The organism is Streptomyces sp. NPDC006610 (assembly GCF_040611575.1).
GTDB lineage: Bacteria > Actinomycetota > Actinomycetes > Streptomycetales > Streptomycetaceae > Streptomyces.
This window is the reverse complement of sequence record NZ_JBEXOP010000018.1, coordinates 40,240-65,378: the sequence shown is the minus strand read 5'-3', so window position 1 is coordinate 65,378 and position 25,139 is coordinate 40,240. Positions and strand designations below refer to the sequence as shown.

Sequence of the window (25,139 nt, the reverse complement as noted above, 5' to 3'; positions counted from 1 at the left end):
GGAGCCGGCGGCCGGGGTTTCGACCCGCGACCGCACGGCGGCCTCGGGACGCGAGGGCGCCCCGAGGCCGCCGGACGAGGCGCCGCGCCCGTGGTCGATGGTCCACGGCTGACGGGAAAGGGGGAGGTCCACTTGCTGACGGCAGGGGAGGCGGAGGGCTCAGAAAACGCCCTTGTACCCCTGCCACCCCGTGGCGATCCGCGTACGGCTCCCGAAGGACCCCTTGCCGTTGCCGTTGACCCGCCACACCGCCCCGGACGTGTCACGGGCCACCAGATCGCCCTTGCCGTCCCCGGTGACGTCGCCCACGCCCACCAGCACGTTGTACGACGACCCCCAGTCGCTGAAGACCTTCACCCGGCTCTTGAACCTGCCGGTTCCGGTGCCGTCGTAGCGCCACAGTTCGTTGGACCCGTCCTGGGCGAGCAGGTCGCCGTGGCCGTCGCCGTTGAGGTCGCCGGCGCCGACGATCTTCTTGTAGCCGGTCCAGCCGGAGGCGATCTTCACCCGGGTCGCGAACTTGCCGGTGCTGGTGGCCTTGTGGAGGTAGACGTCGCCGGTGGACGACTTGCGGGTGATCAGGTCGGCGCGGCCGTCGCCGCTGACGTCGCCCGGCGAGGTGAGCACGTTGTACTGGTCCCAGCCCGTGCCCAGCGACGTGTACGGCGTCGACGGCGTCACCGCCGCGCCGCACGCCGGCCGGTAGGCGCGCAGGGTCCCGCTGCTGTACCGCACGAGCACGTCGTTGCACCGGTCGCCGTTCAGGTCGCCGAACGGCACGGCCTTCACCGTCGTGGGCCACCCGGAGCCCGTCCGCTTCCCCGTGAACGTCCCCTTGCCGGACCCGTACTGGTACGTCAGTCCGCCCGAGCCGTTCAGCGTCAGCACCTCGCCGAAACCGTCCGAGGCGACGAAGTCACGCCAGGCCGCCGCGGCGCCCGAGACCTTCACCGTGCCCGTCTTCGTCAGGGCCGCGCCCTGCCCGTCCGCCGGGTCGACGGTGAGCGACCAGGTGTACGCCCCGTTGCGGACCAGCCGGCCGGCGGTGTCCTTCCCGTTCCACGACGCGGCCACCACGCCGGGCACCGGGCCGCCGGACAGGGTGCGCACGACCGTGCCCGTCGCCTTGTGCCTGACGACGAGCTGCCAGGAGGCGGCCGCCTTGTTCAGCCACCACTTAGGGGCCCACCGCCCCGCCCCGCCCTTGACGTCGGCCGACGCGGCGACCGTGGCGTCGCGCTGGACGAGCGGGGAGACGGGGACGCCGCTGGGGGTCAGGACGACGCCGTTGTCGGAGCGCAGCTGGGCGATGACGCCGGTGTACGGGTCGACGTCCCAGGTGCCCCACTCGAACGTCCCCGCGAAGTGCGGCACGGGCGTCCCGCCGCGGACGTCGATCACCTTGAGCCGGCTGTCCTCGACGGTCGCCACGAAGCCGTCGCCGAGCCGCGCCTGCTCCCAGCTGTCGCCGTCGGCCAGCGTGATGTTCCGGTCGGTGACCGTGTCGTAGACGCCCTGGCCCTCGGAGTTGAGCACGCAGTGCCACAGCAGCCAGCGGCCGACGGCCTGGAAGCCCTCCAGCAGGCAGCCGCGCCCGAACGACACCCAGTCGACCTCCTGCCCGGTGAGCAGGTCGACGGCGGTCACGGAGCCGCCGCCGGACCGCACCCAGAGGGTGGTGCCCGAGATGGCCGCGACGTTCTCCGTCGTCGTGTACAGCGTTCGCCCGCTGTCCAGGTCGACGACGCGGGTGAGCGCCTTGCCGTCGCTGTCCCACGGCTCCGTCAGGGCGGCGAAGCGGCCACTGGCGGCGGCCACGGTCTGGTACGTGCGGGAGCCGTCGATCAGCGTGCCGGGCAGGGACTGGCCGGGGCCGAGGAGCCGGGGCTGCTCGGCGGCGGAGGTGCCGTAGCCGGAGATGACGGTGCGTCCGTCGCCGGTGGGGAAGATGCGGGGGCGGCCCTCGGTGTAGTCCACCGCCGCGATCCGGCCGAGGTTGGCGCGCGGCCCGACGAAGGGGGCGCCGGTCAGACCGGTCTCACGGGTGTGGAGGTACGTCATCTCGCCCAGGGGGTCCTCCTCGACGGTGGTCAGCCGCCCCTGGTCGTACGTCATCTGGGACACCGTGTGCACGGCCTGCCGCGGGTACGCGTCGGCGATCCGGCGCACGGTGACCCCGCCGCCCTCGGCCGCCTCGACGAGGGACACGCCCCACCCGTCCGTGTCGGGGCCGCCCGGCACCAGGAGCCCGCCGTCCGGAGTGGCCATGGCGTGGTGGGACGACCTGGCCATGACCGTGCGGGACGGGGAGCCGTCCAGCGGCACGGCGTCGACCCGCCACACCGGGAGGTGCTCCTGGTGCCAGCCCAGGGAGGGCTCGTGCCGGGCCATGAGGACGGTGTCGCCGACCAGACCGAGCACCGACCCGGGGTCCGCGGGCACCTTCCGGGGGGCGGCGGTCAGGTCGTCGCGGGAGGCGATGTTCAGGGCGCCGTCGTACCACCACACCAGGTGCGTGGCACTGAGCGCGACCTGGCTGTACCAGGGCTCCACGTTGTACGGCAGGGTGATCAGGCGCCCCTGCTCGACGTCGAGCCAGGCGGTGAAGGTCTTCTCGTCCTTCTCGTACCGCACCACCTGTCCGTCCGCGTCGGTCAGCGTCGAGTTCCACAGGTAGGCGCCGGCGGGCGCCCCCTCCACCGTGCGGACGGCGACGGAGCCGTCGTCCCGGACGTCCAGCAGATGCCAGGTGGTGCCGGTCCGGTACGTGCCCGTGCTCGTGACGACGGTCGAGCCGAGAGTGCTCAGGTAGGAGTGCCCCTCGGGCAGCGCGACCTCGTTGACCTCGCCGGACTTCATGTTCCGCAGCGTGACGGTCCTCCGGGAGCCGTCGAGGCGGGCGACGACGTCCGAGCCCGCGCCGGAGCCGAAGGACCGGTACGTGTTCCAGCCGTCCGGGTCGACGACCGTGTCGACACCGTCGTAGCCCGTCCACAGGTGACCGCGCCCCTGCTCGTAGCGGAGGAAGCCCGAGGGCCCCGCGCTCAGCAGGCTCGTGGAGGGCAGCGCCGACGTGGTCGCCGGCACGACCACCTCCCCGGCGGCCGGGGCGGCGTGCACGCTGCCGGCCGTCAGCGGGCCGAGCCCGAGGGCGAGCGAGAAGGAAACGACGGCGGCGGTGGCGCCTCGTACGAGCACACGTCTGCCCATGCGGACCTCTCCGGGACGGGGGCGGAAGGCAGGGAGAGGCTTGCGCGTGCGCGCCGCCGAGCCGCAGGTCGTGACCGGCGGACGGACATGGCGTTCGGACACCCCCCGGCCAAGTGGCCGGATCGTAGCAGTCGGACGGGTCCATGATCACGAGGTGGGGTACATGTCCCTGACACGCTGGTCGGGTCGACGTGATCCCGCCCGCCCCGGTACGGCACCGCCGCCGACGTACCCGCACGCACCCGCATGGTTATTGACCTGCGCAGATGCGCTGTGCTTCGCTCAGCGCGAGAACCTGGGGGCACCGCCGACGACCACGGCCGTCCGCTCCGGGGGAAACTGCAGGGGCACGGATGGCGTGCGGGGGCGAAACAGGGGGGTACGAGGTGTCTTCGGCATGGGGTCCGCCACCTGACGGCCGCCGTCCGCCTGGGCCGGGCCGGCCCGAACACCCCGACTGACCCGTCCGAGGCGGCCGTTCCGCGCGACGACGCCCGCCCCGTCCCACCCCACCCCGCGCTTTCCCGCCTGAGCACCTCACCGCCGAACGAAGCTGACAGAAGTTGAGACACATACCACCGCAGAACCTTGCCCGCCCGCGGCGAATACCCGAGGGCGCCGCGGCCGCCCGGCCCGCGGGCGGCCGCGCACGGTTCGTCCTCTGGTCCCTGGCCGCCGTCGTGACCCTCGGGTTCCTCGTCGCGCTCGAGGTCGCCGCACGGCACTACGGCGCACCGGGCCCGATCACCACCCAGGCGCGGGAGGTGATCCACGCCCCCAAGTCGGCCGGTCTGCTCTACGCCGCCCTGGCGCTGACGCTGGTGGTGCTCCCCTGGCGGCAGCGGTTCATCGCCCTGGGGGCGGCCCTCGGCATCGACACCGTCTTCCTCGCCGTGCGGTGGGCGGCCGGCATCGAGACGCACGGCGGCCACCCCTTCGGCAACGGGGCACTGTGGGCGATCCTCGGCTGCGCGGTCGTCGCGGTCACCCGCCGCGCGGGCCCCGAACGCGTCCTGCTGCTGAAGGGCGCGGGGCTCGGCCTCCTGCTGATGGCCGGCCGCAAGACCGGCGACACCTGGCTGCTCCTCACCTCCAAGACCCGCCCCGGCGTCCTCGACCAGTACGTGGCCACCGCCGACCACGCCCTGGGCAACCCGTCGTGGCTGGCCGGCCGGATCGTGACGGCGAGCGGCTCCGTCGGCTTCAACTTCCTCGACTTCGTCTACGGCAACCTCGCGGTGGCCGCGGTCCTCGCCGCCCTCTACCAACTGCGCAAGGTGGCCGCCGAACGCCGCTTCCCCCGCCATCACCTGGTCCGCACGTTCCTGGTGATCGGCCTCATCGGCCCCGCCTTCTACATGATCTTCCCGGTGGTCGGCCCGATCTTCGCCTACGGCACCGGCGCCGCCCACTGGGCGGAGGTCAGCCTGTGGGCGCCGGACATGCCGCCCAGCGCGCCCTGGGCCGTGGCCGACCTGTGGCCGCGGACGCTGCCGCCGATCGGCGCCCCGGAGCCGATGCCGTTCGACGGGATCACCCCGCGCAACTGCATGCCCAGCCTGCACACGGCATGGGCGGTCGCCATCTTCCTCCACACCCGCAAGGGCCCGCGCGCACTGCGCCACGCGGGAACGTTCTGGCTGGTCGCCACCCTGGCCGCGACGCTGGGCTTCGGCTACCACTACGGCGTGGACCTGGTCGCCGGTGTGGTCTTCACCCTCACCATCGAGGCGGCCCTGCGCGCCCACGACCAGGGTTGGGACCGCGCGGGCATCCGGCTGGTCGCCCACGGCACGACGGTGTTCACCGCCCTCCTGACGTCGTACCGCTGGCTGCCGGTCCAGATGGCCGAACACCCGTGGCTGTCCGGCCCGCTGCTCCTGTTGGCGATGGCCTCGGTGATCTACGCGTACGCACGGACGACGGCGACCTGGTCCCGGGACCGGGCGCCGGCGCGCGCACCGGAACGGGAGCCGGAACCGGCGCCGGAGCCGGCCTGAGCGGAGACCGGCGACGACGGAACGCACCTCGACACCGGCCTGCGCAACACGCCTTCCCCGAGGCCCGGCCGTCCGCCGCCTCCGCCCCGGTCCCCGGCGTGCGGGGCGGTGTCCACCGTCGCCCCGGAACAGCGGGCCGGGCGGGAGCCCGCTGGGCGCCTGCGGCCGTGTGCCGCCCGAGCCCGCCGGACGCCGTACGACCTCCGTATCGGCGAACTCTCCTTTCCCGTACAACCTTTCGGGCTCCCCAGAGGTCAAATCCTGGCTCGTACGTATGCCTGGAGAGGAACTCATGCCCCGGTCCCACCACGAACGCTCCCGTCGTCGCGCCGTCCTCGGCGCCACCGCCGTCGCGGTCGCCCTCGCCGGCGGCCTGCTCGTCGCCCTGCCCGGCGGGGCGAGTGCCGCCCCGTCGGGCCTCGCCGACGACTTCAACGGCGACGGCTACCGCGATCTGGCGATCGGCGCCCCCGGCGCCGTCGCGGGCGGGAAGGCGAAGGCGGGTGCCGTGGTCGTCACCTACGGCTCGGCCGGCGGCATCAGCCCCGCGCGCCACAAGACCACCTCGCAGGAATCCGCCGGCGTGCCGGGCTCCTCGGAGACCTCCGACCGCTTCGGCACCGAACTCGCGCACGGTGACCTCAACAAGGACGGCTACGGCGATCTCGTCGTGGGCACACCGCTGGAGGACGTCGGCGGCGACACCGACGGCGGTTCGGTCACCATCCTGTGGGGAGGCTCGTCCGGCCTGTCGGGCGGCACGGTGATCGGCGACCCGAACGCGTCGGGCCACGACCGGTTCGGCCAGTCCCTCGCGGTCGGCGACTTCACCGGTGACGGGAGGACCGACCTGGCCGTCGGTTCCACCGGCAAGGACGTGTGGATCTTCAAGGGCGGCTTCACCAAGTCCGGCGGCGCGGCCGGCAAGCTGCGCTTCGACGCGAAGATCGAGTCCGGCGCGTATCCCAGGGGCGCCGTCGAGCTGGCTGCCGGCGACTTCGACGACGACCGGGTGGACGACGTGGTGGTGGGATCCTCCACGGGCAACTTCGTCCACCGGGGCACCCCGACCGGGCCCGTCTTCCAGACCGAGGCGGGCCCCGGGTACGCGGGCGCGCTCACCGCGGCCGACTTCGACCGCGACGGGCACGACGACCTGGTCGTCGGCACCGACTTCCTCGACATCTTCGACCAGACGGCCGAGGGCGGCTACGTCACGGTGTTCTACGGCGGTACCGCGGGCGTCGACACCACCCGCAGCGCCGCCTTCAGCCAGGACACCGCGGGTGTACCGGGAGCGGACGAGTCCGACGACTCGTTCGGCGGCTCACTCGCGGCTGGCGACGTCAACGGCGACGGCCACCCGGACCTCGCCGTCGGCGCGAACTTCGAGACCATCGGCTCCGCGAGCCACGCGGGCAACGTCTGGGTGCTGCGCGGCGGCGCCTCCGGCCTGACGGCCACCGGCGCCCAGTCCTTCAACCAGGGCACCTCGGGGGTCCCGGGCGCCAACGAGTCCTCGGACCTGTTCGGCGGCGCCGTCCACCTCGCCGACCACAACAGGGACGGCCGCGCCGATCTGTCGGTGGGCGCGGCCGGCGAGAACAGCGACGACGGCGCCGTCTGGGTCCTGCGCGGCTCCGCCAAGGGCGTCACGACCACCGGTGCGGTGAACTTCGGCGCGTCGTCCGTGGGCATCGGAAAGCCGGGCCACGACCCCGTCTTCGGGCGCGTCATGTCGGGCTCCTGAGCACACGGACGGACGGCCGAAAGGGGCGGCACCCACAGAATCCCGGGTCCGCCCCTTCCCCGCACACCGCCGGGCGGACGCCGGACGCGCCGGCCCTGTACGCAGAAGCCGACGCATCGGGGAGCGGGGCGACCGAAGGCGTGGCCTCCTCGGAGCGGCCGACGCCTGCCCCATTCCGACGACCGCCACGTCGACCTCGTGACCGGTACGGGCGTTGGGGTCGTGAACGACACCGCGTCCGACGCGGGCCGGCGGACGGCCGAGCAGTTCGGGGCGGCCGACGATCTCCGCCATGGGCTTGGGGATGAGGTCCAGCACCACCGGAGCACGACCTGCGGGTCGTCGGCCTGGCGGCAGATGTCGGACAGTCCCTCCCAGGTCCCGCGCCGATCCGATCACACCGGCTGAGACCAGGCACGTCGAAGGGCCCCCTGTTTCCAGGGGGCCCTTCGACATCGTGCCCGGTGAGGCACTGGCGGAGGATACGAGATTCGAACTCGTGAGGGGTTGCCCCCAACACGCTTTCCAACTGTGCGTATAGCTGTACCGGACTGTTCATGGACGTTCGCGCAGCAGGTCAGAGAGTGTGAGCGAACGTCGACGGACACTGGCGTCCGTCGGCAAACTGGACAACGAGCAGGACAACGAGATCAGGTCCGTGGGACAACACCGACGAACTCAGCTCCCTTGTGGTTGCTGATGATGAAGTCGAAACCGTGACCTGCAGCGCAGGTCAGTTCCACACTGACGAAGCCGCCCCTGGTTCCGAGGGGACTACCGGGGCTGTCCCGGTCCGGATGCACTGTAACCGCCTCATGGTCGGGCCCTTCTCCCTGCTCCACCTCTTCGATGCCGCACGCGGGGCACTTGACTTGCCATTGCATGCTCCACGCTCCGCCCTCGCGCGGCACGGGCACGAGGATCCCTTCGTGACTCTGAGGCACGTTTCCCTCCAGGCAGGTCGGTTCCATCCATGACAGCCGATGGGAGCCCAGCGTGCAGGGCTTTCACCTGATCTGTAGGCGGGTGCGTGCCGGCTGCGTGATCGCCTTGCCGGTAACGACTCGATGCGCTGAGACATCGTCCCATCTCATCCCAAGAGCGTCCGACGCCGGCCCAGATCTAGACTGACGCGAGGTCCTAGCCGATCTGCGAGCAGTCAACGGTACCGCGATGGATAAGACCCATCAGACCTGGGGGATTTCTAGTGATTACGCAGTCGAGCCATGAGGCGGTTATTGAAGAGGGGACGATCTATTTTATTTACTCGTTCGATGCGGGGCGCCCTCTTGATATCCGAAAGGCCGCGAATCAGCTCCTGAAATCCGGGATTGCTGAAACTCTCGTGTCTCCCCGAGACGGCCAAGTGCGCGTTGCTCACAGGTATCAGAGCCTAGTACGGCTCATGCGTAAGACCAACGCTCTTTATGGCATGAATGATGCACTTGAAGAAGATCGGCTAATCAGATGGATGATTCGCCACCCGTTTTGGGCTGCGCGAATCCTTGCGAGACCTACGCTTAGACGTTCGAGGTCCTCAACCAACGAGTCGCCCTCACCGATTCCCGATTCCCTAAGGGAAAACCTATCGCTTATTGAGCAGTCCGTTGCCGAGTATCAGTTTGTCAATGCCGTTCAGCACCATATTGAACAAGACCTGTTGCGAGCTGATTACCTTGCCAGTGAACCATACTTGCGCCTTCGGCTTAGGAGTGCCGGACAGTGGCTTGCGCGTATGAATGGCGGCGAACCGCGTCCTTCCGGGAGTATGGAGGAGGGAACTCGGGCGGAAATATTGCTCTTGCTCCATCGTTCGGGCGTGATGCAATTGACGGTCGTATTGTCGCTTCCCGACCACATTACGGTTGACCAGTATCTCGAAATGTCATTCGGGTCATCCGAATTCGTGACGGCTGCGCGTGTGTCAGAGCCAATTCTTCGCGCCGCCTTCGGGAAGCGGGCAGAACGCCACCTAGAAGGTGAGTGGGAGGCGGAGCAAGAGGGAGGGGTGAGGTGGAGGATAATCAAGCACGAATCCCCAGCGGCGATATCTGAACTTTCTACCCTTTATCAGCAAGCTATCGCCCTCACCATTAAGAGCGCATGTTCGGGGGATTGGTTCTGCTACCCGGCGGCATTTATCGATAAGGTGGTATGTTGTAACTCTGAGGAGTCATTCAGGAGAAATCATGAGCGCGAATTGAAGAACGCGATCATACGATCCATTGACGTCTCAAGTGTTCGAGAAGGTGCCGTATCTAGCCTGATTCCTGAAGACTGCAGTCTCACTAAAAGTAGTTCCTGGTATTGCAACATGTCCTCATCGCTAGAGATCAACTGGCCCGGATCGCCAGATGGACAGTTTGCCCAGCACTTGCAGAGGGTCGTGATCCTAGAAAGCGCCCTATTGCAGTATTGGCAGATTCGATTGCTAGATCGTCGAGTCGGAGTGGCGAATGACAGCGTTCGGCACGTGCGCGAGATTCAGCGAGAAGCGATCTTTGGATTGCGCGAATATCGTGACTCGTCAATTTCTTTCGGTGATGCCAGGGATCTGGTTGATCGGCTGCTTGTCGAGTGGCGAGCCGATAGGCTCTATGGTCACGTACTTGAAAGCATTGATCAACTTCAGCAGCTAGTAGTCGCGGCCGAATCGAAGAGATCTGCTACGCGGGCTAATATGCTGGCAGGGGTCGCTCTCATCGTCGCTATCTTTCTCGGCCTGCCTGCGATCGATGAAACACTCGGCATCGCCAATAAGGTCAAGGATGATGGAATTCTAGGTATCCCTCTGAAGCCATTCCACTTTCTCGCCGCTCGTGGGGATAAAGGAACGTGGGTCGGGTACCTCGTTTTCTTGGCCTCAGTACTTGCTTGCTTGCTTGGTCTCACGCTAAGGCGCGGCCGGCCACGCCCTCGGAGTCGCCGCAGGGAACCTGGTATCTCATGGCCTCTCGGCACGGTGAGAGTAGTGCGTCGAGACGACACTCAAGGTGCCTGATGCTGTTCACCTTCGAGGATGAGCGCCTCTCAACCACAGGAGTGGCGCGGGGATGGTTTCACCCGCGGTGCATGCGCAGAGAAGAAGCCAGGGGGGTGACAGCGGTTGAGCGGCCGTCGCAGGACAATGAGCGGTGCCGAGCTAGAAGGCGGAGGCGAGGCCATCGAGCGGTTGCGCGGGACGTGGAAAACTTGAATCTGCCAGGCGCCCACCGGGACGCCGCCGATGGTGAAGGGGAGGCCACGTGCCGCAGGCCAGTCCGCGCGGAACCTACCTGGTCATCGCAGAGGCTCTGCGAGCTGAGATACAAGAGCGGGAGGGTACCGGCGCCCTGCCGTCGGAAGCCGCCATGATGCGCTCGCACGGGGTCGGCCGCAACACGATCCGCCGCGCCCTCAAGGTTCTCGAAGCTGACGGCATTGTCGAGTCCGTGCCCGGGATCGGGTGGCGCCCTGCACGGGGCGGCGACCGGCGGTCCCTCGCCGAACGCATGACTGATGTGATCGCGGAAGACTCCCTGTCCGTAGGCGACGCGTACCCGTCAGAGGCCAAGCTGTGTGAGCGGTTCGGTGCGTCACGGACCGCTGTACGGCGCGTTCTTGCGCAGATGGAGGGGAACGGCTTGCTCACCACGGTTCACGGCAAGGGGCGCACGGTGCGCGCCCTCCCGACTCCGACCACGCGGCCGTAGGCTTGGGCGCCATGGGACTGACAGAGTGGGCGTACTCGCTGTCCGAAGCGATGTTGTCCGAACCGTTGCCGCGCCGCTGGGCACACTCGCTCGGGGTGGCCAAGTGCGCTCGCTCCCTGCGCCCCATTCTGGGCGACGACGCGGAGCTCCTGGAGGCCGCTGCGGTGCTGCACGACGTCGGGTACTCGCCGGCCATTGCTGCCACCGGCTTCCATCCACTGGACGGCGCGAGGTTCCTCCGAAACCAGATGGGGGCTGACGAACGTGTCATACGTCTGGTCGCTCATCACTCCTGCGCCCTTTTGGAGGCCGAGGAGCGCGGGCTGAGGGAGGAACTGGAGACCGAGTTCCAGCTTGAGCGTCCGGACCTCGTCGACGCACTGATCTACTGCGACATGACGACGACGCCGGACGGGACACGGACCACGCCAGGCGAACGACTGGACGAGATCGTGAAGCGATACGGCCCGGAAACGATCGTGGGCCGATTCATCCAGCGTGCCGCCCCCGAGATTCACGCAGCCGCAAGGCGCGTAGAGGAGCGTGTGGCGCAGGTCTCCGCCGGCAGTCAGCCGATGTAGGGCTCTCGCCGAGCTTCATCCAGGCCGTGCTGAATCCGCAGCATCATCGACGGATGGATGTCCAATCGGTCGAGGTCCGCTGGGTCGACCCAACGAACCTCTTTCGATTCGCTGCTCGTACGCAGCGCGCCGCCGACGGGGTGGGCGCGGAAGCAGATGGAGAACTGCTGCCGGACCTCTCCGTCGTCGTACGCCAACACGTGCTCGGGGTCGGTGTAGAGCCCGACAATGCTGTCAACCTCCACCTGAATCCCCGTCTCTTCCAAGACCTCCCGAACGACGGTGTCACCGATGCGCTCGCCGAGGTCGTGGCCTCCGCCGGGCAGCGCCCACAGGTTGTTGTCGGTTTTGTGGATGAGCAGGAGTCGTCCCGCGTCGTCCCGGACAACCGCTGTGACCGAGGGCACCACCGAGTTGGCCGCTGGCGCGTTCGGGTCGCGGAAGTAGTCGATACGGGTCATTACTGCGGGCCTTCCCAGTCGGCGGGTGAGGAGATCGGGCGGGCAGATTCCCAGACCCTCTCAACGCTTTCAGCGTAGGCGTCGAAGAGTTCGCCACCAGGCACTCGCCGCAAGTGCAGCACTGGAGCCATGTAGGCGCCTACACCGTAGAGGTGGCCGTTCGCCAGCAACTCGTCATCGGCTCGGTAGAGGGAGTTGTACAGGGTGGTCCCGTGCAGCCGGAACTCAACGCCGGGCAGGCCGAAGAGCGGGCCGTAGTTGATGAGGGCGTTGCGGATCTTGCCCGCCATCGCGGTGCCGATCCCCTCGTCTTCTCCGCGGACGGCTACAGCTGCTGAAGTGGGCTCTCCCAGCATGAAACGGATGGGGACGCCGTCGGCAGACTTCTCCTTCACGATGCGATGGAACGCCGCGTCTTCCGTGAGCCAAAACCCGGAGTACACCAGCACATCGAACTGACGTGTCGCCTTGGCGTAGAGGCTGGTCCACAGCGATGGTGCCATGACTGACCGATGTGGATACAGCTGCACCAACTCCGCGTTGCCGGACGCCGTGACCTCAGCCGAGGTGCGTTCGTCGGGCCACAGGTACGACACCTCGCACTTGAGCAGTGAGGCAGTCGCGTACTGGAAACGACGGTATGGCTTCCGCTCGGGGTCATTGATCCAACGTTCGACCGTCTTTGCAGCGACCCCAAGCCTTTCAGCGACCTCGTCAAGCGTTAGCCCCAGGTCAACGATCGCACCTCGCAGCCGCTCGTTCGCCACGTCAACCTCCGCTTCCCAGGGACGACTTGGTACGACTTCACGCTAGCCAAGAACGACCCAGGTCGTACAGGTGCGGAGTCGAGCGTCGTCGTCGCTGGCGCGAGTCTGTAGGTACGTCGCGGTGAGGGGGCCGCCGAACTCCACAAAGTCGAAGGGCTTGACGGGGCGAACCCCTCTCTGCATGATGAGGAACACGTACTACATGTTCCTCATGCAGTGCCCGGATGGCTTGGCCCGGATTCCGCACTGCGAAGAACTCAACAGAGTGCCGACCCAGCCGCATGAACACGTGCGGTCGATGGGTGCGGGTCACCACCCCGACCGCCCATGTCGGGCCGGGTGACCTGCCCGGTTCCGCCCTTCGGGGCGGTGACTGGCATTGCGTGATCTGACATCCGCAGAACTTTCGCGGCACCTGCCGCGCTTCAAACTCAGCCCTTCCGCCGTGCTGGTCACGGCGGCCGGTTGCCTCCGCTGCTCGTCTCGCACGAGCAGCGCAGAGGGGAGCCGGGCCTTCCGACTTCAACGGCGCGCACCCCCGGAGGGGCAACTCCGGGGGTGCTGTTCGGGCCGTTCCGCCTGTGAGAGGAACACGACCCAATGAGTCACATCGTCACTGTTCAGGACGCTGTTACCGCGTTCGCCGACTTCATGGAGCCGACGGATGCGGAGCTGGACGCAATCGAGCTGGAGATGCCCGTCATCCTGGCGGACGTCGACGTGCTCGACGCGTACATCGTCACGCTGGACCGCACGCCGACCGAGCTGGACGTCCGCCGGATCCGCCGGGCCCGCCGCCGGGCGCTGGCCGCCCGCGTCGCGCTGCTCAACCGCACCACGGCCGCGAGCCTGCCCGGGGGCGCCGCGTGAGCGCCACCGAACGGAACCTGATCGCCGCGCACGCCGAGGTGAAGGCGGAGATCGCGCGCACGGACGGCAAGACGGCGCTGCTGCTGGCGTTCGTCGGCGCGGTGCTGGCTGGGGCGTGGACGGTCGCCCGTGACCTGCCGCTGAACTGGCCCGTCGTCGTCGTGGGCGGGGCCGGTCTGGTGCTGCTGGTCGCGGCGGTCGGTGCGCTGCTGCGGTCGGTCCGCCCGAACGTCAGCGGCCGGCACGGCTTCCCGCTGTGGGCCACGCTCACGGCGGAGGAGATCAGCGCCGCTGTCTCTTCCGACCTGGCCGCCGACATCGCCGGCCTGTCCCGGCTGGCCGTCACCAAGTTCACCTGCCTGCGCCGCGCGGTCGACCTCATCCGCGCCGGCGGGGCCCTGCTCATCCTCGCCGCACTGCTCACCGCGGGAGGTGCGCTGTGAACCACACCAAACTCACGAAGGTGCAGGTCGGTGTGTTGTCGGCCGCGTTCGTGCCGATGCTCGCCACCGGGGTGCTCGGCGGGATCGGCACGTACAGCAACATCGGTCACGCCTACGGCAAGGGCACCGCGCTGGGAGCTCTCGCCGCCGGTGAGGGTGCCACCGCCGTGCTCGCCCTGGTCCTGCTCGGTCTGACGATGCTGGGCCAGTCCTCGCCCCGGATCGTGCGGGCGGGGTTGTGGGTGCTGCCGGCCGCCGCTGCCGTCATGGGCGCCATGGCCGCCCCCGATCCGGGCCGCACTGTCATCTACGCCCTGACCCCGATGGGTATGTCCGTCTCGGCTGAGGGCATGGCGTTCCTCGCCCGGCGGATCGTCGTCCACACCGATGGCCGTGACGCGGAGAACGAGCGGCGCACTGCCGATCTGGTGCAGGCTCTGGCCTACCACCGTGCCCGCGCCACCCAGCACCCCAGCGACCGGGTCAAGAAGTGGTCCGAGCGCAAGTCGTGGCGGCTGGCCCGCAAGGTCGGGGTCGGGGACGTGGCATTGGGATCGAGGCTGCTGGACGTCCAGCGCGACCGTGTCACCGCCGGAGCGGAAGCCGCCTTGGCGTCGATGTTCGGCGGCACCCCCGCCGCCCCCGCCCCCGCCCTCGATCCCACACTGGCCGCGAATGCGGAGGAATCTACCGAGACCGTGAGGAAACGGTCTACGGCTGACCTGCCGGAATCGACTCCGGAGCCGGTGGTCACGTTGACCCGGATCACGGTGCCCGATCCGGTCGCGGTCGACCTGGGTAAGTCGGTCCCGCCGCTCAAGCCGCTGCCCGCCCTCGCCACCCCGACCACGTCCCCCGCCGGTACGTCCGGGCTGCGGGCCGTGCCGGCGGAATCGACCCCGCCCCGTCGGGCAACCGGTCGTGTCCCCGACGCGGCGAAGTCGACCCGACCCCGGCGTACTCCCGAGCAGTTACTGAGCGAGGCGCGCACGGCCATGGCCGGTCTGCCGGACGCGAAGGTGACGGCCGAGGGGATCCGCCGCGCCATCCGCACCTCTCCGGCGAACGCCCGCATGCTGCGTGACGCCCTGCTCGCTGAGCGGGCCGACCGGACGGAGGTGCGCGCATGAGCCTTCTGGCACTCACGGCCGCCGCCGCGCTGCCCGCCACAGCCTGGGGTGTGCACGCGGGATGGATGGTCCGCCGCTTACGCGCCGCCCGCCGTGACCCGCTCACCGGTCTGTGGACGCGGGACGCCTTCACTCGCCAGGCCCGCCGTCTGCTGCGCAACCGGCACGCGGTCGTGCTCTTGGCGGACGTGGACCGCTTCAAGCAGGTCAACGACACCCACGGCCACGCCGCCGGGGACGCGCTCCTTGCCTTCACGGCCGCCCGGCTCGCTCACGCGGTGGGCCGCTCCGGTGTGGTGGGCCGGCTGGGCGGGGACGAGTTCGCCGCCGTCCTGGTCGACCGAGACGGCACCGCCGCCGACCAACTCGCCGTCCTGGGCCGCATCCTGGCCCGCCCGGTCGACAACGCGCCCGAGGTCCACACCAGCGTCTCCTTGGGGTGGGTGCGACGGGCCGACCATCCGGATGAGGATCTGTCGGCGCTGCTGCGGCGCGCGGACGAGGCCATGTACGCGGCCAAACGGGCGCCCGTCCCGGTCCACCGGGCCGCCCTGGACCGTCTGCTCGCCTCCGTCACCGGCCGCCGGCCAGGCCGCCGTCGCACGGCATGAGCACCCTGCCCGTCTACCGGTGGCGCCTCGCCCCGGACGGACTGGCCACCCGCCGCCAGCTGCGCGCTGCCGGGCTGCGGCCGGGTGGCCAGGACGTGGCCGCGCAACTCGAACGGCCCCGCCGTCGGCGGGGCCCGCTGGTCGCCTACCTGTACCGCGTCGACCTCGCGCTGCCGGTGCGGCCGATGACGCCGGCGCGGCGGGCGGCGCTGGCCAAGGCCAATGCCGCCCGCCGCCCGTGCCCGGAGTGCGGGCGGGATGCCGGATACGTCATCCCGTCCTCGCTCGGCATGTGCACCCCGTGTGCCTTTCCCGACGAACAGTGCGCCGCCTGAACCCTTCGACTTCCTGGGAGTTTCGCTGTGTCCAGTCGTACCCGTGCCCGCGGCGCCACGTCGGCCGCCGGGGTCCACACCGTCCGTATCCCCCGCCAGCGTGGCCGCCGTGGCGCTGAGCCGTTCGTCGTGGTCGTGCCCGAGCGGCCCTCCCTGGCCCGCGAGGCTTTGGCCGTGGTCGGTGGGTGGCTGTGGCGCTCGCGCCGCGCTCTCGCCCCGACCGGGCTCGCGGTGCTGGCGCTGGTCGTGGCCGGGCTGCTGCACGTCATCGCGTGGTGGTCCGGTCTGCTGCTCGCCCCGGCCGCGGCCGGCCCGCTGGTGTGGCTGCTGATCACGCAGCGACGCCGCCCCGCCACCGGCTCCGTCCTGGTCTGGCGTATCGGCCTGGCCGCGCTCACGTCGTCCGCTCTCGCCTGGCTCGCCACCGCGGCCGGATTTGGGCCACTCGCCGGAGCGCTGGAGCTGTGGTGGCTGCTCACCCTGGTCACCGCACAGTCCGCCTGGCTCTTCGTCCGCCGCACCCACTGACCCGAGGGAGACATCACGATGGCAACCCCGACGCGTAACGGCGGCCCGAACGGCGCTGCCAACAAGGGCAACAAGTTCGCCAATGCCGGCGCCGCCGCGGGCGGTTTCGTCGGCGCCCTGGGCGGCACGTTCGTCCCTCCGGTCAACGTGACCGTGAACAACAACCGGGGCGCCGCCCGTGGGGGCGGTGGCCGTTCGCACGCCGAGTCCCTGCTGCCGGCACCGGAGTTCACCTCGCCGGCGCAGGTGCGCAACTACTGCAACACCCTGCGGGCCGCCGCCGTGACGCTCTCGATCGATGTGGCGATGGGCGCCGAGATCCTCAAGGGCGTCCTCGCGGCCGTGCCGGACCCGGAGGGGCGGGCGTTCGGGTCGCGGGTGAGGGCGGCGAAGGTGGCGCGCAAGATGCAGCGGTCCGCGGACGCGTTGCGGGATGCGGCGAAGAACGCCGCCGCCTGCTACGCGGTGTTCCAGCAGGAGTACGAGGAGGAGATCAACCGGGTGCGCCACCGTGCCCGCAAGCCGCAGCAGCCGGTCATGAACTGGGCCCAGCAGTAGAGGAGGTACGACCATGGCACGCAAGTGGACCGATCAGGAAGGGCGGGCGTACCCGCTCGCCCTGACCACCGACACGAATGCCGGCACGGGTGGTTCCGTCCGGGCGTACCTGCTGAACCGGGCCAAGCCGCACCTGCCGCCGTGGCTCGCCGCCGGCGGTGTGGGTCTGGCGGGTGCGCTGGGGCACTGGCGGTGGTCCGACAGTTCCGCGGCCGGTGTCGGGCTCACGCTCGCGTCGGTCGCGTTGACCGGCGTCACCTGGTGGGCTGGGAAGTCGACCAGCTCCCAGCGGCGCCTGCACTCGGCCATCACCGTGGCCGCCGGATCGGCGTGGGTGACCGCTGCGTGCCTGGCCGGCCCCACCGCCGGCCCGCTGGACGACCTGTATCTGATGGGTGGGCCGGCGCTGGCGCTGTCGTGGAACGTGCGGATGGTCCTGCGCCACAACGACTCCCCCGGCGAGAGCTCCGACAAGGGCCTGCTGGAGAAGGTGGGTCTGGCGCGGGCGCAGATCGGGGCGGCGAAGGTGGAGCCGAACCGGGTCACCGTCCCGGTCGCGCTCGCGGCGGGGGAGCAGACCAACGACGACATGGCCAAGGCGCTGGGCAACATCGCCTCCGCCCTGGACCTGCCGACCTCCGCCGTGCGCTACACGCCCGATCCCGACTCCAACCGGCGCGGGGACCTGGTCATCGTTCCCGAGGACATGCTGGCCGAGACGGTGGAGTGGGAGGGCCCCTCGAACCTGGGAGGGTCGATCGCCGAGCCGCTGGTCATCGGCCGCTACGACGATGGCGCGCCGCTGGTCATGTGGCTGCCCGGTGACCCGGACGCGGGCCGCAACTCCACGCACGTGCTCATCGCGGGCGGCACCGGCTCGGGCAAGGGCGACACCGCCCTGAACCTTCTGACCGAGATCCTGTCCCGGCGGGATGTGATCGTGTGGTTCTCCGACCCCAAGGCGTTCCAGGACTTCGCCCCGCTGCGGCCGGGCCTGGACTGGGGTGCGGAGGGCGGCGCGGACACGGAGGTCATGGTGGCCGCCGTCCAGGAGGCCATCCCCGCCCGCACCCGCTGGCTCGGTGCGCACGGCTACCGGCAGTGGGTCCCCGCCGCCGCGCAGCCGCAGAACAGCCCGGAGCACACTTGCCGGGCCGACGGCCGGGCGTGCGACTGCCCGGGCATGCCGTTCCTGGTCACCTGGTTCGAGGAAGCCGCCAACACCCTGCGGGCGCTGGGAGACGACGCGTTCACCGGCATCGCGCAGGAAGCACGGTCCGCCGGTATCTCGCTGATCGTGTCGCTTCAGCGCCCGTCCTACGACCAGATGTCCACCTCCACCCGGGCCTCCCTGCCCTCCGTGATCGCACTCGGCTGCGACCCGCGCGATGAGGGGTTCTGCCTGCCGGATGAGGTGCTGGCCGCGGGCGCCCACCCTGGCGCGTGGGGGAACCGGCGGCCGGGCTACTGCTTCGTCGTTTCCCCGGGCGTCCCGGAGGACCGCTACCCCTCGCCGGGCCGCACCCGCCGCTTCACCCACCGGGCCGTGCCGGTGATGGAGCTGCTGGCCACCTGGGTCCAGCGCAACGGCGCCACCGCCGACCCGATCACCGCCGGCGCGGCGGTGGGCGTGGCCGGCACCGCCTATACCGGCCGCACCACCGACACACAGCAACCGGCAGCGCTCCGGGCCGTCACCGAGGAGGACGACATGAACCACGGCGGGCTGCTGGTCGACCCCGAGGACGCCGGTATCGACCCGGAAGCGGACCTGCCCGGGGCCGAAGACGGGGACGACGCCCCGATCTTCGGACAGGAGACCGGCCGCAAGCCCACCCCGGAGGAAGCCCGGGAACTGTTCGCGGCCGCGCTGGAGGAGTTCGAGCAGAACGGGCAGATGATCGTCGGCCCGAAGGACTTCACCGACTGGTGCGACCGCCACAACCTGGGCCGGTCCTGGGTCTCCAAGCGGCTCAAGGAAGCAGCGCAGGAAGGCCGTCTGCAGGCGACGAACATCACCGGCCGGTGGCGCATCGTCCCCGTCCTCGCGGCCGCCTGACACCCGTCACACGTGACGGGCTCGTCACACCCAAACCCCTAGGCAGACGCGGGTGTGACGCGCCATCACAGCGGCCCGTCACACCCGCGTCACACCCGCCCATCACACCCACCCACACGGGCCCGCGCCACGCAACGGCGCGGGCCCGCAGCACACCCAAGGGAGGCACTGATGACCCACCGCGACCCGCCGGGGATCATCGCCCCGCACATCCCCGCCGACACCTACCGCCGCGCCGAAACCACCGGCGCCCCCGTCGTCATCGTCGTCCACCACACCGACCCCACGGGCCGCCCCCTGCGGCACTACCTGTTCCTTATCGCCGTCGCCGGCGCGGGAATCATCGGCATCTTCGGACTCGTGGCCGCGTTCCTCGCACTGCTCGACTTCGCCGCCCACACCGCCGCCGCCATCGGCGCCGCTGCCGGCCCCATCGGCATCGGCGGCATCGGCCTGCGGCTCGCCCGCAGCAAGCACACCTAGCTACGCCAAGGGCGGCCCCCGCATCTCGCCAAAGCCGCGGGGCCGCCCTTGCCCAACCGTCCTCAACAGACCTGTTGGAGGTCTCCAGCATGACGCAACTCACGACCCACACGCGAGCCTTACCATCGGGAGCTTCCGCCGCGGACGGGATGCGGTTCTACCTGACCACCCACAAACGGCACTGGGTCAAGCTCACCGACGTGCCGCTGTTCCTGAAGTCCGAGCACTTCGCCGCCGCGGCCAAGCTGCACCCGGCACGCGGCCGGTACGCGGTCGACTCCGGCGGTTTCTCGGAACTCCAGCGTCACGGCCGCTGGACCCGCAGCCCACGCCAGTACGTGGACGACCTGCGGCGCATCTGGGAGCACGTCGGCCCCTACGACTGGGCCGCTGGCCAGGACTGGATGTGCGAGGACCTCATCATCCACGGCGGCAAGGCCGGCCCGCTCACGTTCGTCGGCACCCACCTGAGTGTGCCTGAGCACCAGCGGCGCACCGTGCACAACTTCCTGGATCTGCGCTCCCTTGCCCCGACCCTGCGGATCATTCCCACCCTTCAGGGCCGCACCGTGGCCGAGTACCACGCATGTGCGGACCTGTACGAGAGCTACGGCGTGGACCTGCGCCGCGAGCCCACCGTCGGGCTGGGCTCGGTGTGCCGGTTGCAGTCCACCAAGCAGGGGGCTGCGATCGTCACCGCGATGGCCGCCCGCGGCTACCGGCTGCACGGCTTCGGCTTCAAGATCCTGGGGCTCGAACGGGTTGGGCATCTGCTCGCCTCCGCCGACTCCGCCGCCTGGAGCTCCCACGCCCGATGGCGTCCGGCCCTGCCCGGCCACACCCACAAGAACTGCGCCAACTGCATCGACTACGCCCTGAAGTGGCGTGAGCGCGTCGTGGCTGCCATCCCCACCCACCGCCAGACGCTGTTGACCGAAGGGAGCGCGGCATGAGCGAGACGCCCTACCCCCTCCGCACCGCGTTGAGCCTGGCGGCGTCTGGGGTGCCGGTGCTGCCCCTGCGGCGGGGCAAGGTGCCGTTCGGCAACTGCCACGCGTGCACGGACAACGCGTGCGGCGGCCGGCCCAACATGAAGGTGCCGGGTTCCTGCCAGTGCCTCGCCCCGTGCCACGGATGGGCCGCCGCCACCACCGACACGGCCGTCCTCACCTCCCCGGCCTGGACGACCGCATGGAGGCGGGCCGTCGCCGTCGCCTACCACCCCGGCGGTGCCGGGCTCACCGTGTTGGACCTGGACGACGCGCAAGCCATCGCCTGGGCCCGTGCCACGCTGCCCGCGACACGGACCGTGGCGACGACTCGCGGTGAGCACTGGATCTACCGGGGCATCATGGCGTCGTCCAACGGGGTGCGTCCCGGTGTCGACATCAAATCGACCATGGCCTACGCCCGCTACCTCGGTCCCGGCACCGGCCGCCTGGCCGACCTGCCGGACACGGTCCGAGCCCTGGCCGTCAAGGCGCCGTCCCCGGCCCGGTTGGCGCCGCACGCCGTCAGCGCGCCCGCCGGTGGCGGGGAGTGCCGGCACCGCACGCCCGCCTATCTGGAACGCGGTATCGCCATGGCCGAGCAGCGCATCACCGAAGCCAGCAGCGCGATCCACGCCACCGTGTACCGGACGTTCCTCGCGGTGCTGTCCACGCACGGCCGGTGCGGCTGCCTCACCGACGCGCACGTCGGCCGCCTGTTCACCGCCGCGCAGGCCAAGGGCGAGACGCTGCGGCACTGCACGGACGCGTGGGCCAACGCCCGCACCACGTTGGGACTGTGAGCATGTCCGACGACGAAAAGAACCCCGCCCGCCAGATCATCACCGACTACGCGCAATCCCATTTCCGGTACTTCCGCACCGCTGACGGGACCGTGTACGCGCAGCGCAACGGCCACCCCGTGGCCCGCCCGATCCGCTCGCAGGGCACGACCGGCAGCCACCGGCAGGAACTCATGGTCGGACTGTTCCGCGACGGCATCGGCGTGTTCAACGGCACCGCCATGAAGGAAGCACTCGACTTGATCGAAGCGCTGGCGCTGACCGAGGACGTTCAGCCCGTGCACATCCGCGTCGCCCCCGGATACGACGGGGCCACGTGGCTGGACCTCGGGCGCAGCGACGGGCAGTCCGTGCGCATCCACCCCACCGGCTGGGACATCCGCACCCCCGACCCCCGTGAGGTGTGCTGGCGGCGCACCCAGCTCACCGGGGAACTGCCCCTGCCCGCCAAGGACACCAACGGCAAGGGCATCGACCTGCTGATGCGTCTGTGCAACTTCGCCACCGCCGAGACCGAGTGCCTGGCCATCGCCTGGCTCATCGGCTGCCTCGGCCCGTCGGTTCCCGTCCCAGCCCCGTTCCTCACCGGCCCGCAGGGTGCCGGCAAGTCCACCGGCGGCCGGATGCTCGTGCGGATCATCGAGGGCATGACCGGCGACCTGCGCCGCGCACCGAAGGACGAGGAAAACCTGATCGCAGCGGTGGCGGCCGGATGGGTCACGGCGCTGGACAACCTGTCCCACATGACCCCGGACCTCTCCGACGCGATGTGCTGCATCGTCACCGGCGCCGAGAACGTCAAACGCGCCCTGTTCACCGACGGGGACGTCTTCCGCGTCGGCTACCGCCGCCCCCTGCTCCTGACCGGCATCGACGTCGGCGTCATCCGCCCCGACCTCGCCGAACGGCTCCTGCCCCTGCGGCTGGAGCGGCCAAAGGTCCGGCGCACCGAAGACGAACTGTGGGCGGAGTACGCGGAGGCACTGCCCGTCATCCTCGGCTCGCTCCTGGACCTCACGGTGAAGGTACGCGCGGCGGAGGCGGAGACCCCGACCGACCTGCGCATGGCCGACTTCGCCCACCTGTGCGCGCAGCTCGACAAGGCGACCGGACTGGGAGCGCTCGCGGCCTACCGGGCCAGCCTGGACGACCTCAACGACGACGTCATCGAGGGCGACCTGCTGGCGCAGACCGTGCTCAAGCATGCCGCCGGCATCGAGCCGGGCACCGAGCAGCGGATGACGTCCGCCGAATGGCTGCACTGCCTCACCGGCCTCTACATGGGCGAGGACTTCCGTCCCCTGCCGAAGGGGTGGCCGACCACGGGCAAGGTGCTCTCAGACCGTCTCAAGCGGCTTCAGCCCACCCTCGCGGCCCGGGGCGTCCTCGTCGACTGGGGCCGCACTAACACGGCCCGCTACATCGAGATCGCGCGGCCCTCCACCGCACCAGTCCCGCCCTAGCAGGAAGCGGCCTTTTAACCGCCCCGGGACCGGCCCGACCGGACACGCAAGAGGAGCACCCGTCGCCGCGTGCTCCTCTTGCTGTTCGGCGGCGGCGCCGCCCTGCGATGGTCGCGCCGCGAAGCGGCTCCTTCTTCACGCTCTGAGCCGCGCACCACAACAGACACCACCCCCTTCTTGTCCGAAGGAGGAAGACGCTGCGTCACCTGCGTCACCCACGCCCCGTAAACGGCGTGTGACCTGCTGAAACAGCGGTGACGCAGACGGCCGATCCCTGCGTCACCCCACGTCACCCGCGTCACCCGATGACGCAGGCCCGCGTCACCGGTGACACGGCCCCCGGCTTCTGCGTCACCGAGAAGCCGCAGGTCAGAGCGGCGAATGACGCAGATGACGCAGGTGACGCAGAAATCCGCACCTCGGACAAACGTCTACTCCCCGTCCAGACACCGCCACGACCGTGGACGGACAGTCCCAGAGGAGACCGTTCCATGAGCATCGCCACCGTGGACATCGCACCACTCGCTGAGGCTGGCGACCTGGCCCCCGTTCTGTTGACCGTCGAAGAAGCCGCCCGCTGCCTCCGTATCGGCCGCACGACCTGCTATGCCCTCATCCGCACCGGAGAGCTGGAGTCCCTGACCATCGGCGGGCTCCGACGCGTCCCCGCCGACGCGCCGGCCGCCTACCTCGCCCGCCGCCGCGCCGAGCAGCGCGCCGCCTGACCTCACCCTTCCGGGGCGCCGCCCGACATCCGGGCGGCGCCCCGGTCTGTCTACCTCGCACCAACCGGAGGAACTGCCAATGGCAGAGGAGAAAAAGCGCACTCGCCGAGCCAACGGCGAATCGGCCATCTACCTGGGCCAGGACGGACGCTGGCACGCCCGTGTACCCATGGGCTACAAGGACGACGGAACGCCCTACCGCCGCCACCTGACGCGCCCCACGCGCAAAGAGCTGGTGGACGAAGTCCGGCGTCTGGAGAAGCAGCGGGACGAAGGTTCCGCGCGCCAGCCCGGCAAGCCGTGGACGGTGGCGAAGTGGCTTGAGCACTGGGTCGAGAACATCGCCCGACCTGTCGTGAGCGAGAACACGTACGCCGGCTACGAGGTGGCAGTCCGGGTTCACCTGGTGCCGGGTATCGGTCGGCACCGCATCGACCGCCTGGAGCCCGAACACCTGGAGAGTTTGTACCGCCGGATGCAGAACGCCGGCAGCAAGGCAGGCACCGCGCATCAGGTTCACCGGACGGCCCGTACGGCTCTGGGGGAAGCGGTGCGGCGCGGCCACGCGGCGAAGAACGCCGCCGCGCTGGCGAAGGCTCCGAGGCTGGAAGAGGACGAGAAGGAGGTAGAGCCGTACTCGGTTGACGAGGTACAGAGCCTCTTGCTTGAGGTGAACAAGCGCCGCAACAGTGCCCGCTGGATGCTGGCACTGGCCCTCGGGCTGCGGCAGGGAGAGACGCTCGGACTGCGGTGGTCCGACGTGGACCTGGACAACGAGTACCTGAAGCTTCGCCGGAACCGGTTGCGGCCGAAGTACGAGCACGGGTGTGGTGAGGCGGCGCCGTGCGGCCGGAAGGCTGGCTACTGCCCGGTCCGGGTACAGGTGCGGCGCGAGACGAAGAACACCAAGTCACGCGCCGGGCGCCGCGCCGTGCCCCTTCCGGGCCCGCTGGTCGTGATGCTCCGCTCTCACAGGGAGGCGCAGGCCCGGGAACGCGAGGCGGCCGGGAATCTGTGGACCGAGTCCGAGTACGTGTTCACCAAGCCGTTGGGCGGACCGCTCAGCCCGAACACGGACTACCACGACTGGAAGCGGCTGCTGGAAGACGCCGGCGTCCGGGACGGTCGCCTACACGATGCGCGGCACACTGCGGGCACCGTGCTGATGTTGCTCGGGGTCCCGGACCGCGTCATTGACCAGATCATGGGTTGGGAGCCGGGCGGCGCCGCCCGGATGCGGGCGCGGTACCTGCACGTGACCGATCCCATGCTCAAGGAAGCGGCCCGGAAGATCGAGCGCGCCATCTGGGGAGCGCCGGACAACTTCGCTGTGGACAAAGACCAGGACAACGAGGTGTGAGGACAACGTCGAAGGGCCCCCTGTTTCCAGGGGGCCCTTCGACATCGTGCCCGGTGAGGCACTGGCGGAGGATACGAGATTCGAACTCGTGAGGGGTTGCCCCCAACACGCTTTCCAAGCGTGCGCCCTAGGCCTCTAGGCGAATCCTCCGTCGGAAACATTACATGACCCGGAGGAGTGCTCGCGAACTCGTTCGTGCCGGTCGGCATCGGGTACTCTGTGCGGAGCCCCTCACGCGGCGCTATCTGACTGAACTCCCCCAGGGCCGGAAGGCAGCAAGGGTAGGTTGGCTCTGGCGGGTGCGTGGGGGGCGCTTGCGTT

Annotated in this window: 22 protein-coding genes, 1 tRNA gene and 1 other RNA gene; 20 read left to right on the top strand and 4 right to left on the bottom strand. The window is 69.8% G+C overall.

Features of this window, described 5'->3' with window-relative positions:
* Positions 1–159 precede the first annotated feature (159 nt).
* Entirely contained in the window at positions 160–3,210 is a 3,051-nt protein-coding gene (locus ABZY13_RS16945) for an FG-GAP-like repeat-containing protein (protein WP_356631322.1), read from the bottom strand.
* Between the two features lie 668 nt (positions 3,211–3,878).
* Here ABZY13_RS16945 and ABZY13_RS16940 point away from each other — a divergent pair.
* The 5 genes from ABZY13_RS16940 (at position 3,879) to ABZY13_RS16920 (ending at position 11,233) form a co-directional block, all read left to right on the top strand.
* On the top strand, positions 3,879–5,210 hold the full coding sequence (locus tag ABZY13_RS16940) for a DUF5933 domain-containing protein (protein WP_356631438.1): 1,332 nt from the start codon (positions 3,879–3,881) through the stop codon (positions 5,208–5,210).
* Between the two features lie 292 nt (positions 5,211–5,502).
* Complete coding sequence (locus tag ABZY13_RS16935; protein WP_356631320.1) at positions 5,503–6,960, top strand: FG-GAP-like repeat-containing protein; 1,458 nt, start codon at positions 5,503–5,505, stop codon at positions 6,958–6,960.
* Between the two features lie 1,207 nt (positions 6,961–8,167).
* Positions 8,168–9,961 carry a hypothetical protein gene (locus ABZY13_RS16930; RefSeq protein WP_356631318.1) on the top strand — a complete coding sequence of 598 codons (1,794 nt, stop codon included), beginning with the start codon at positions 8,168–8,170 and terminating at the stop codon, positions 9,959–9,961.
* A 244-nt stretch (positions 9,962–10,205) separates the two neighbouring features.
* Positions 10,206–10,652: a winged helix-turn-helix domain-containing protein gene (locus tag ABZY13_RS16925; RefSeq protein WP_356631316.1), complete on the top strand. Its 447-nt coding sequence runs from the start codon at positions 10,206–10,208 to the stop codon at positions 10,650–10,652.
* Between the two features lie 11 nt (positions 10,653–10,663).
* The gene (locus ABZY13_RS16920) at positions 10,664–11,233 is read left to right on the top strand and encodes an HD domain-containing protein (RefSeq protein WP_356631314.1); all 570 of its coding nucleotides are present in this window, start codon (positions 10,664–10,666) and stop codon (positions 11,231–11,233) included.
* Here the strand turns inward: ABZY13_RS16920 and ABZY13_RS16915 are convergent.
* Both ABZY13_RS16915 and ABZY13_RS16910 read right to left on the bottom strand, forming a co-directional pair.
* On the bottom strand, positions 11,221–11,694 hold the full coding sequence (locus ABZY13_RS16915; protein WP_356631312.1) for an NUDIX domain-containing protein: 474 nt from the start codon (positions 11,692–11,694) through the stop codon (positions 11,221–11,223). The two genes, ABZY13_RS16920 and ABZY13_RS16915, sit on opposite strands and share 13 nt — an antisense overlap.
* Positions 11,694–12,461: a helix-turn-helix transcriptional regulator gene (locus ABZY13_RS16910; protein ID WP_356631311.1), complete on the bottom strand. Its 768-nt coding sequence runs from the start codon at positions 12,459–12,461 to the stop codon at positions 11,694–11,696. Before ABZY13_RS16910 ends, ABZY13_RS16915 begins: the two co-directional genes overlap by 1 nt.
* Positions 12,462–13,061: 600 nt before the next feature.
* On the opposite strand from ABZY13_RS16910, the gene ABZY13_RS16905 reads away from it, so the two are divergent.
* The 14 genes from ABZY13_RS16905 (at position 13,062) to ABZY13_RS16840 (ending at position 24,818) form a co-directional block, all read left to right on the top strand.
* Positions 13,062–13,331, top strand: a complete 270-nt coding sequence (locus tag ABZY13_RS16905) for a DUF6284 family protein (protein ID WP_356631309.1) — start codon at positions 13,062–13,064, stop codon at positions 13,329–13,331.
* Positions 13,328–13,774, top strand: coding sequence for a Pycsar system effector family protein (locus tag ABZY13_RS16900; protein ID WP_356631307.1), 447 nt, complete (start codon positions 13,328–13,330; stop codon positions 13,772–13,774). The genes ABZY13_RS16905 and ABZY13_RS16900 overlap by 4 nt, the downstream gene beginning before the upstream one ends.
* Positions 13,771–14,904 carry a conjugal transfer protein gene (locus ABZY13_RS16895; protein WP_356631305.1) on the top strand — a complete coding sequence of 378 codons (1,134 nt, stop codon included), beginning with the start codon at positions 13,771–13,773 and terminating at the stop codon, positions 14,902–14,904. The genes ABZY13_RS16900 and ABZY13_RS16895 overlap by 4 nt, the downstream gene beginning before the upstream one ends.
* Positions 14,901–15,515 (top strand): GGDEF domain-containing protein, encoded by a 615-nt coding sequence (locus ABZY13_RS16890; protein WP_356631303.1) that lies wholly within the window; start codon positions 14,901–14,903, stop codon positions 15,513–15,515. Before ABZY13_RS16895 ends, ABZY13_RS16890 begins: the two co-directional genes overlap by 4 nt.
* Positions 15,512–15,850 carry an RRQRL motif-containing zinc-binding protein gene (locus ABZY13_RS16885; RefSeq protein ID WP_356631301.1) on the top strand — a complete coding sequence of 113 codons (339 nt, stop codon included), beginning with the start codon at positions 15,512–15,514 and terminating at the stop codon, positions 15,848–15,850. Before ABZY13_RS16890 ends, ABZY13_RS16885 begins: the two co-directional genes overlap by 4 nt.
* A gap of 27 nt (positions 15,851–15,877) precedes the next feature.
* Complete coding sequence (locus ABZY13_RS16880) at positions 15,878–16,378, top strand: hypothetical protein (protein ID WP_356631299.1); 501 nt, start codon at positions 15,878–15,880, stop codon at positions 16,376–16,378.
* A gap of 18 nt (positions 16,379–16,396) precedes the next feature.
* Complete coding sequence (gene traA, locus ABZY13_RS16875) at positions 16,397–16,936, top strand: plasmid transfer protein TraA (protein WP_356631297.1); 540 nt, start codon at positions 16,397–16,399, stop codon at positions 16,934–16,936.
* 13 nt (positions 16,937–16,949) lie between these two features.
* Complete coding sequence (traB, locus tag ABZY13_RS16870) at positions 16,950–18,995, top strand: plasmid transfer protein TraB (RefSeq protein WP_356631295.1); 2,046 nt, start codon at positions 16,950–16,952, stop codon at positions 18,993–18,995.
* A 171-nt stretch (positions 18,996–19,166) separates the two neighbouring features.
* Positions 19,167–19,478, top strand: a complete 312-nt coding sequence (locus ABZY13_RS16865; protein ID WP_356631293.1) for a hypothetical protein — start codon at positions 19,167–19,169, stop codon at positions 19,476–19,478.
* A 149-nt stretch (positions 19,479–19,627) separates the two neighbouring features.
* Positions 19,628–20,431, top strand: a complete 804-nt coding sequence (locus ABZY13_RS16860; RefSeq protein WP_356631291.1) for a hypothetical protein — start codon at positions 19,628–19,630, stop codon at positions 20,429–20,431.
* The gene (locus ABZY13_RS16855) at positions 20,428–21,270 is read left to right on the top strand and encodes a bifunctional DNA primase/polymerase (protein ID WP_356631289.1); all 843 of its coding nucleotides are present in this window, start codon (positions 20,428–20,430) and stop codon (positions 21,268–21,270) included. The genes ABZY13_RS16860 and ABZY13_RS16855 overlap by 4 nt, the downstream gene beginning before the upstream one ends.
* A 2-nt stretch (positions 21,271–21,272) precedes the next feature.
* Positions 21,273–22,733: an ATP-binding protein gene (locus ABZY13_RS16850; RefSeq protein WP_356631287.1), complete on the top strand. Its 1,461-nt coding sequence runs from the start codon at positions 21,273–21,275 to the stop codon at positions 22,731–22,733.
* A gap of 491 nt (positions 22,734–23,224) precedes the next feature.
* On the top strand, positions 23,225–23,458 hold the full coding sequence (locus ABZY13_RS16845) for a helix-turn-helix domain-containing protein (RefSeq protein WP_142194463.1): 234 nt from the start codon (positions 23,225–23,227) through the stop codon (positions 23,456–23,458).
* A gap of 79 nt (positions 23,459–23,537) precedes the next feature.
* Complete coding sequence (locus ABZY13_RS16840; RefSeq protein ID WP_356631285.1) at positions 23,538–24,818, top strand: site-specific integrase; 1,281 nt, start codon at positions 23,538–23,540, stop codon at positions 24,816–24,818.
* A gap of 62 nt (positions 24,819–24,880) precedes the next feature.
* Here the strand turns inward: ABZY13_RS16840 and ABZY13_RS16835 are convergent.
* Positions 24,881–24,968, bottom strand: a tRNA-Ser gene (locus tag ABZY13_RS16835).
* 72 nt (positions 24,969–25,040) lie between these two features.
* Here ABZY13_RS16835 and ffs point away from each other — a divergent pair.
* Positions 25,041–25,139, top strand: an RNA gene (gene ffs / locus ABZY13_RS16830) — signal recognition particle sRNA small type.